Genomic DNA, 9,032 nt, shown 5'->3' with positions numbered 1-9,032 from the left:
CAACCGCCACAGACCCTCCGGAGACGACACCCCACCCGGGAACCGGCACGCCATCCCCACAATCGCCACCGGCTCATCCACCACACCCGACACCGACACCGGCACCACCGGGGCCACCACACGCCCCACACCCAGAACCTCCGACCGCAGAAAACCCGCCAACGCCAACGGAGTCGGATAGTCGAAGACCAAGGTGGCGGGCAGCCGGAGGCCGGTTGCCGCGTTGAGGCGGTTGCGGAGTTCGAGCGCGGTGAGGGAGTCGAAGCCGAGCTCCTTGAACGGGCGGCTCGCTTCCACCGTCTCCGTGCCGGAGTGCCCGAGTACGGTCGCTACGCGGCCGCGCACCAGCTCCAGCAGGAAGCGCAGTTGTTCGTCGTCGGGCTTCCCGGCGAGGCTGCGGAGCAGTCCGTCCGCGTCGTCGCCGTTCCCGGCCGCGCGGCGCGCGGTGGTCCGGATCAGGGAGCGGTGCACCGGCAGGAGTTCACCGGCCGCCGCCTGTGCGCGCAGGGCCGCGAGGTCGAGGCGGCTGACGACGAGGGCCGCGTCGTCGTCCTCGGCGGCACGGGCGGCGTCGAACAGGGCCAGTCCCTGTTCCGAGGACATGCGCGCCACCCCCATGCGGAGATAGCGGGCCACGTCGGTGTCGTCCAGGTGGCCGGTCAGCTCGCTGGTGCGGGCCCAGTAGCCCCAGATCAGGGAGAGGGCGGGGAGTCCCGCACTACGGCGGTGCCGGGCGAGCGCGTCGAGGAAGGCGTTGGCTGCCGCGTAGTTGGCCTGCCCCGGGTTGCCGAGCGTTCCGGCCATCGAGGAGAAGAGGACGAACGCCGACAGGTCGAGGTCACGGGTCAGCTCGTGCAGGTTGACGGCCGCGTCGGCCTTCGGGCGCAGTGCCCGTTCGAGGCGGTCCGGGGTGAGTGCCGGTATCAGCCCGTCGTCGAGCGCGCCCGCCGCGTGGATCACGGCGGTCAGCGGGTGCTCGGCGGGGATGTCCGCGAGCAGGGACGCGAGCGCGTCCCGGTCCGCCGCGTCACAGGCCACGATGTCGACGGCCGCCCCGGCCGCCGTGAGCTCTTGCACCAACTCGGCGGCCCCGTCGGCCTCCAGGCCACGGCGGCTTGTCAACAGCAGGTTCCGCACACCGTGTTCGGCGACCAGATGCCGGGCCAGCAACCCGCCCAGCGTGCCCGTACCACCGGTGATCAGCACCGTGCCGTCGGTGGCGAGCGGCGCGGGGTCGCCGGACGTACGGAGCGCGCGCACGAGGCGGGGTGTCAGTACGGCGCCCTCGCGCACGGCCACTTGTGTCTCGGCCGCGGCCAGGGCGGCTGTGACGGCGTCCCGCACCGAGGTGGGGCCGTCGGGGTCGTCGGTGTCGACGAGCAGGAAGCGGCCGGGGTGCTCGGACTGGGCGGAGCGGATCAGGCCCCAGAGGGAGGCGTGCACCAGGTCGGCGACGTCCTCGCCGGGGCGGGTGGACACCGCGTTGTGGGTGACGACGGCCAGCCGGGATCCGGCGAGCCGGTCGTCGGCCAGCCATGTCCGGACGAGTTCCAGCGCCCGGCCGGTCGCTTCGCGTACGAGGCCGGGCAGGTCGCCGTCGATACGGTGCGGGGTGGTTTCGAAGGTGGCGATGACGGTGTCCGGGACGGGTGCCGATCCGTCGTCGAGCCGGGCCAGCAGGGCCGGCAGGCCGTCGGGGCCGACGGTCGCCCAGCCGCTGGTGTCCGTGCCGGGGGCCGTGGTCGACAGGGGGAGCCAGTCGAGGCGGAAGAGGGCGTCGCGTGTCGGGTCGTCGGCCGGCCGCAGCCGCTCGGGGGCGATCGGGCGCAGGACGAGCGTCTCGACCTCGGCGACGGGCATGCCCGTCGTGTCCGCGACGGTCACCGATACCGTGTTCTCACCCGCCGGGCGGACCCGGACGCGGAGCTTGGTGGCGCCCACGGCGTGGAGCGTGACACCGGACCAGGTGAACGGCAGGCGCAGTTCGCCGGTGCCCGGCCCGTCGAGGAGGGCGGCCGGGTGGAGGGCCGCGTCCAGGAGCGCGGGGTGGAGGCCGAACCGTGCGGCGGCCTGCTCATGTTCGTCGGGCAGGGCCACTTCCGCGTAGAGGTCCTCGCCGACGCGCCAGGCCGCGCGCAGGCCCTGGAACGCGGGCCCGTAGCCGTAGCCCGTGTCGGCGACGCGCTCGTAGAAGTCCTCCACCGGGACGGGCTGCGCGCCGGCGGGCGGCCAGGTGGTCAGCGCGTCGGAGGCGGGCGTCCGCGTGACGGCGAGTACGCCGGTGGCGTGCCGGAGCCACGGGGCGTCGGCGTCCTCGGGGCGGGAGTGGATGTGCAGTTCGCGGCGGCCGTCGCCGTCGGGGGCGCCGACGGAGAGCTGTACGTGCACGCCGCCGTGCTCGGGCAGGGCGAGCGGCGCTTCGAGCGTCAGCTCGTCCACGCGCGCACAGCCCACTTCGTCGGCGGCGCGCAGGGCCAGCTCGACGAAGGCGGCGCCCGGTACGAGGACCGTGCCGAGGGCGGTGTGGTCGGCGAGCCAGGGGTGGCTCTGGAGCGACAGCCGCCCGGTGAGCAGCAGTTGGTCGGCGCCCGCCACCTGGACAGCGGCACCGAGCAGTGGGTGGTCGGCGGCGCCGAGCCCGAGTCCTGTGGCGTCGGCCACGGCGAGGGAGCCGGACTCCAGCCAGTAGCGCTTGTGCTGGAAGGCGTACGTGGGCAGGTCGAGCAGCCGCCGGGCGCCGCTGCCCGCGAAGACGGCGGTCCAGTCGACCGGGAGACCGTGCGCATAGCCGTCGGCGAGGGAGGTCAGGAAGCGCTCGGGACCGCCCTCGTCACGCCGCAGGGTGCCCAGCGCGACGGCGTCCGCGCCGGAGTCCTCGAAGGTCTCCTGCAGACCCACCGTCAGAACGGGGTGGGCGCTGGACTCGACGAACAGGCCGAAACCGTCGGCGAGAAGAGTACGCACGGTGTCGTCGAAGCGGACGGTCTGACGGAGGTTGGTGTACCAGTACTCGGCGTCCAGCTCCGTGGTGTCGATCAGAGCGCCGGTCACCGTCGAATAGAAGGGAATGTCACCACGACGCGGCTCGATCCCCTCCAGAGCGCTGATGACCTGCTCGCGGATCGATTCCACCTGTGCGGAATGCGACGCGTAGTCCACGGCGATACGACGGGCCCGCACCCCGTCCGCCTCGCACGAGGCGAGCAGTTCGTCGAGTGCCTCGGGCTCACCCGAAACCACCGTCGACGACGGCCCGTTGACGGAGGCAACGGAAACCCGCTCGCCCCAACGCCCGATAAGCCCCCGCGTCCGCTCGGCAGGCAGCGGAACGGACACCATCCCGCCCCGGCCGGAAAGACCCTCGGCAATCGCACGAGCCCGCAGCACCACAACCCTCGCCGCGTCCTCCAACGACAGCGCGCCCGACACCGCGGCAGCCGCGATCTCACCCTGACTGTGACCGATCACCGCGGCAGGCTCCACACCCACCGACCGCCACAGCGCCGCCAACGACACCATCACCGCCCACAACGCGGACTGCACCACCTCCACGTCGTCGAGCGAAGGCGCGCCCTCACCGCCCCGCACCACGTCGGCCACCGACCAGTCGACATACGCGCTCAGCGCCGCATCACACTCCGCCAACCGACCCGCGAACACCGGCGACGACTCCAACAACCCCGCCGCCATACCCACCCACTGCGACCCCTGACCCGGAAACACGAAGGCCACCCGGGAGACGCCGGAGCGCACGGTGCCGGAGAGGGTCTCGGGCGCGGGGGTGCCGTCGGCCAGGGCCGTCAGCCCGGCGAGGGCGCTCTCGCGGTCCGTGGCAAGCACCACGCCCCGGTGCTCCAGCGCCGCGCGCGTCGAGGCCAGCGACCAGCCCAGGTCCGTGGTGTCCAGCACGGGCGCGGCCTGCACCAGGGCGGTCAGGCGGCGTGCCTGTGCGCGCAGCGCGTCCTGGGTCCTGCCGGACAACACCCAGGGCACTAGGGGAAGTTCGAGGCGCCGTTCGTCCGGATCTGCGGGGGCGGCCGTGGGGTCCGTGAGATCCGTGGTCGCGTTGTCCGGCTGCGGCGCCTCCTCGATGATCACGTGGGCGTTGGTGCCGCTGATGCCGAAGGACGAGACACCGGCCCGGCGGGGGCGGCCGTTGCGCTTCCACTCCATCGGCTCGGTCAGCAGCCTGACCGCTCCGCTGCCCCAGTCGACGTGCGGTGTCGGTGCGTCCACGTGCAGGGTGCGCGGCAGGGTGTCGTTCTGGAGGGCCAGCACCATCTTGATGACGCTGACGATGCCCGCGGCGTGTGCGGTGTGCCCGAGGTTGGACTTGATGGACCCCAGCCACAGGGGCCGGTCCTCGGCGCGTGCCTTCCCGTACGTCGCGAGCAGCGCCTGTGCCTCGATCGGGTCGCCCAGCGTGGTGCCCGTGCCGTGTGCTTCGACCGCGTCGACCTCGTCCGCCGACAGCTGGGCACTGGCGAGCGCGGCGCGGATGACGCGCTGCTGCGAGGGGCCGTTGGGGGCGGTCAGACCGTTCGACGCGCCGTCCTGGTTGAGGGCGGAGCCGCGGACGACGGCCAGGACCTTGTGCCCGTTGCGGCGGGCGTCCGAGAGCCGCTCGACAAGCAGGGTGCCCACGCCCTCGGACCAGGAAGTGCCGTCCGCCGCCGCGGCGAACGCCTTGCAGCGGCCGTCGAGCGCCAGCCCGCGCTGGCGGCTGAAGTCGACGAACACCCAGGGCGTCGGCATGACGGCGACGCCACCGGCCACGGCCAGCGAGCACTCCCCCGAACGCAGCGACCGCACCGCCATGTGCAGCGCGACCAGGGACGACGAGCAGGCGGTGTCGACGGTGATGGCCGGACCCTCGAGCCCGAGGCTGTACGAGACCCGGCCGGAGACGACGCTGACGAAGGAGCCGGTGCCGGTGTAGCCCTCGACGCCGTCGGGCACGCGCTGCATGTTCGTGAGGTAGCCGGTGCCCGCCGCGCCGACGAAGACGCCCGTCCTGCTGCCTTTCAGAGAAGTGGGGTCGATGCCCGCGCGCTCGAAGACCTCCCAGGAGGATTCGAGGACCAGCCGCTGCTGCGGGTCCATCGCGAGGGCTTCGCGCGGCGATATGCCGAACAGTTCGGCGTCGAAGTCGGCGGCCTGCGCAAGGAATCCACCCTTGCGCAGATACGTTTTTCCGGCCGCGTCCGGGTCGGGGTCGTAGATGCCTTCGTTGTCCCAGCCGCGGTCGGTCGGGAAGTCCGTGATCGCGTCGGTGCCGGTCTCCAGCAGCCGCCACAGGTCCTCCGGCGAGGCGACGTCCCCGGGGAAACGGCACGCGACGCCGACGATGGCGATCGGCTCGTTCTCGCGGTCCTCGACCTCGCGCAGACGTTGACGAGTCTCGTGCAGGTCAGCTGCCACGCGCTTCAGGTAGTCAACCAGCTTGTCGTCGTTCGTCATCCGACGCGGTCCTCCTCGGAGCCGGCTAAGGGACTTCTCGGTGTCGGGCGGTCTCCGCGACGTGTCTCCGCGGAGCTCTTCCTCTTCCTCAGGAGATCCCGAGCTCGTTGTTGATGAAATCCAAGACTTCGTCGGCCGATGCCGACTGCAGGCGACCGGCCGCGGTGGCCTCGGGCTTCGCCGGGGCCGCCAGGTCCTTCCAGGCCGCCAGGAGGTTCTCCAGGCGCCGGGAGATCGCGGTGTGTTCGTCGTCGTCCGTGGTGACGGCGGTGAAGGCGGATTCGATCCTGGCCAGTTCGGCGAGCAGGTGGTCCGCCCCCGCCTTCCCGTCGTCCTCGGGTGCGATCTCCTTCAGGAGGTACGCGGCGAGGAGGTTGGGGGTGGGGTGATCGAAGACGAGGGTGGCGGGGAGCCGCAGCCCGGTCGCGGCGTTGAGCCTGTTGCGCAGTTCCACCGCGGTCAGCGAGTCGAAGCCGAGCTCCTTGAACGCGCGCTCCGGCTCCACCGCCGCCGGGGAGCCATGCCCCAGAACGGCCGCCACATGCCTCCGTACGACGTCGACCAGCGCGGCCGCTCGCTCGGTCTCCGAGAGGCCCGCGAGCCGTTGTGCCAGGGCCGAGGCCCCGTCGGGACCGGCGGCGTCCGGGCCTTGTGCCGCTCGGGCGCGCCGGGCCGGGGTCCGGCCGGCCAGCCCGCGCGCGAGGGCCCGTACCACCTCGCCGTTCGCGTCCGACGTCCAGGTCGGCACATCGAGCCGGGCGGTCACCACCAGAGGCTCGTCCATCGACCGGGCCGCGTCGAACAGCGCCAGGCCCTCGTCCGACGGCATCGGCACGATACCCGACCGGGCGAGCCGCACCAGATCCGTCCGGTCGAGGCGGCCGGTGAGTTCACTGGCCTGCTCCCAGTGTCCCCACGCCAGGGACACGGCGGGCAGGCCGAGGGCCCTGCGGTGGGCGGCGAGCGCGTCCAGGAAAGTGTTCGCGGCCGCGTAGTTCGCCTGACCCGGGTTGCCCACGACTCCGGCGAGGGACGAGTAGAGGACGAAGACGGACAGGTCGAGGTCGCGGGTCAGCTCGTGGAGGTTGAGCGCCGCGTCGACCTTGGGCCGCAGCACCCGTGCCAGACGGTCGGGTGTCAGGGCGGCGATCAGCCCGTCGTCGAGCGCGCCCGCCGCGTGGATCACGGCGGTCAGCGGATGCTCGGCCGGGATGTCCGCGAGCAGGGCCGCGAGCGCCTCCCGGTCCGCCACGTCGCACGCGGCGACAGTGACGGCGGCCCCCGCCGCGGCCAGCTCCTGCATCAACTCGGTGACACCGTCGGCCTCCAGACCACGACGGCTGGTCAACAGCAGGTTCCGCACACCATGTTCGGCGACCAGATGCCGGGCCAGCAACCCACCCAGCGTGCCCGTACCACCCGTGATCAGGACGGTGCCGTCGGCATCGAGCGGCCTGGGCACGGTCAGCACGATCTTGCCCGTGTGCCGGGCCTGACTCATGAACCGCAGCGCCTCCGGAGCCCGCCGCACATCCCACCCACGCACCGGCAACGGCTCCAGCACACCCCGCTCGAAGAGCGCGACCAGCTCGGTCAGGATGCCGGACACACGGTCGGGGTCGACCTGCGCCAAGTCGTACGCGGCATACCGGACGCCGGGGTGATCGGTGGCGACGGTCTCCGGGTCGCGGATGTCGGTCTTGCCCATCTCCAGGAACCGGCCACCACGCGGCAGCAGACGCAACGAAGCATCCACGAACTCCCGCGCCAGCGAATCCAGCACCACATCGACACCACGACCACCGGTCGCCGTCAGAAACTTCTCCTCGAAGTCCAACGACCGCGACGACGCGATATGCGCCTCGTCGAAACCCATCGACCGCAACACATCCCACTTGCCCTCACTGGCCGTAGCGAAGACCTCCGCACCCCAGTAACGAGCCAACTGCACCGCAGCCATCCCCACACCACCCGTCGCCGCATGGACCAACAACCGCTCCCCCGACACCAGACCGGCCAGGTCCACGAGCCCGAAATACGCGGTGAGGAAGACCGCCGGTACGGCCGCGGCCTGCTCGTACGACCAGCCTTCGGGGATACGGACGACGAGCCGCTGGTCGACCACGTTCACCGGGCCGAACGCGCCTTGCGGCAGCAGGCCCATCACGCGGTCGCCGACCGCGTGCCCGGTCACGCCGGGGCCGACCTCGGTGACGACACCCGCGCCCTCGCTGCCGAGGGTCTCCTGACCTGGCACCATCCCGAGACTCACCACGACATCGCGGAAGTTGACGCCGGCGGCCCGTACGGAGATCCGCACCTGGCCCTCGCCCAGCGGTTCCAGGGCAGCGGGGGCCGGCAGCAGGGCCAGGCTCTCCAGCGTCCCCGCGTCCGTCGTGTCCAGCCGCCAGGCGGCCGCGCCCGGCGGCGGTACGAGCGCACCGCCGACGGCGGCCGCCCGCACCAGACGCGGCACGAACAACTCGCCCTCACGAACGGCTATCTGCGGCTCCCCGGCCGCGACTCCGAGAGGTACGGCGGCGAGCGACTTCTCCTCGTCGTCGATGTCGACGAGCAGGAACCGGCCCGGGTTCTCCGTCTGCGCGGTCCGCACGAGCCCCCACAGCGGGGCATGCGCCAGGTCGGCGACGTCGTCGCCCACCCGGGTCGACACCGCGTTGCGTGTCACCAGCACCAGGCGGGACGAGGCGAACCGTTCCTCCGCCAGCCAGGACTGCACCAGCTCCAGCGCCTCGACGGTCACGGAGTGCACCGCTCCGACGAGGTCGTCGTCCGCCGGGGCGCCGAACGACGCGAACACGAACTCCGGCACCGCGGCGCCCGCCTCCACTGCGGCGGCCAGCTCCGCCACGCTCCCGTACGGTGCCGCTTCCGACACCTGGAGCTCGTCGGCGCCCACGACCGCGAACTCACCGGCATCGGCCGGGGCGTCCGGAACCGTCTGCAAGGGCGCCCAGTCCAGGCGGAAGAGGGCATCCTGCGTCGGGTCGCTCGCCGACCGCAGCTGCTCGGGGGAGACCGGGCGCAGGACGAGGGAGTCGATCGACGCGACGGGGGCACCGGTGGCGTCGGCGACCGCCACCGACACCGCATCCTCACCCACCGGACGCACCCGCACCCGCAGAGCGGTCGCACCCACCGCGTGCAGGGCGACTCCACTCCACGAGAACGGCAGGCGTACGCGCTGGCCGTCCGACACCAGCAGCACCGGCTGGACGGCCGCGTCCAACAGTGCCGGATGAATCCCGAACCGGCTTACGTCCTTGCCCTGTTCGTCGGGGAGGGTGACCTCGGCGTAAAGATCGTCACCGACACGCCAGGCCGTACGCAGGCCCTGGAACGCCGGGCCATAGCCGTACCCCACCTCGGCAACACGCTCATAGAAACCATCGACGGTGACGGGCTGCGCGCCAGCCGGCGGCCAGGCCACCAGGTCCGTCCCGGCCGACGCGGTCTCCGAGAGCACACCGGCCACATGCCGAACCCAGGGCACATCGGTGCCCTCGGGGCGGGAGTGAATGGTCAGCTCACGACGGCCAGCGGCATCAGGA

The 9,032-nt window shown here is 72.3% G+C and carries 2 protein-coding genes; both read right to left on the bottom strand.

The features are described from left to right. Positions 1 to 5,460: SDR family NAD(P)-dependent oxidoreductase (locus ACWD4A_RS34600; protein WP_451200335.1), on the bottom strand; the 5,460-nt coding region annotated here is incomplete at its 3' end. 88 nt (positions 5,461 to 5,548) lie between these two features. Continuing rightward, positions 5,549 to 9,032: SDR family NAD(P)-dependent oxidoreductase (locus ACWD4A_RS34595; RefSeq protein WP_451200334.1), on the bottom strand; the 3,484-nt coding region annotated here is incomplete at its 5' end.

This window comes from Streptomyces sp. NPDC002537, from assembly GCF_053594975.1.
The sequence above is the reverse complement of the archived record's forward strand: the minus strand, read 5'-3'. Positions and strand labels throughout refer to the sequence as shown.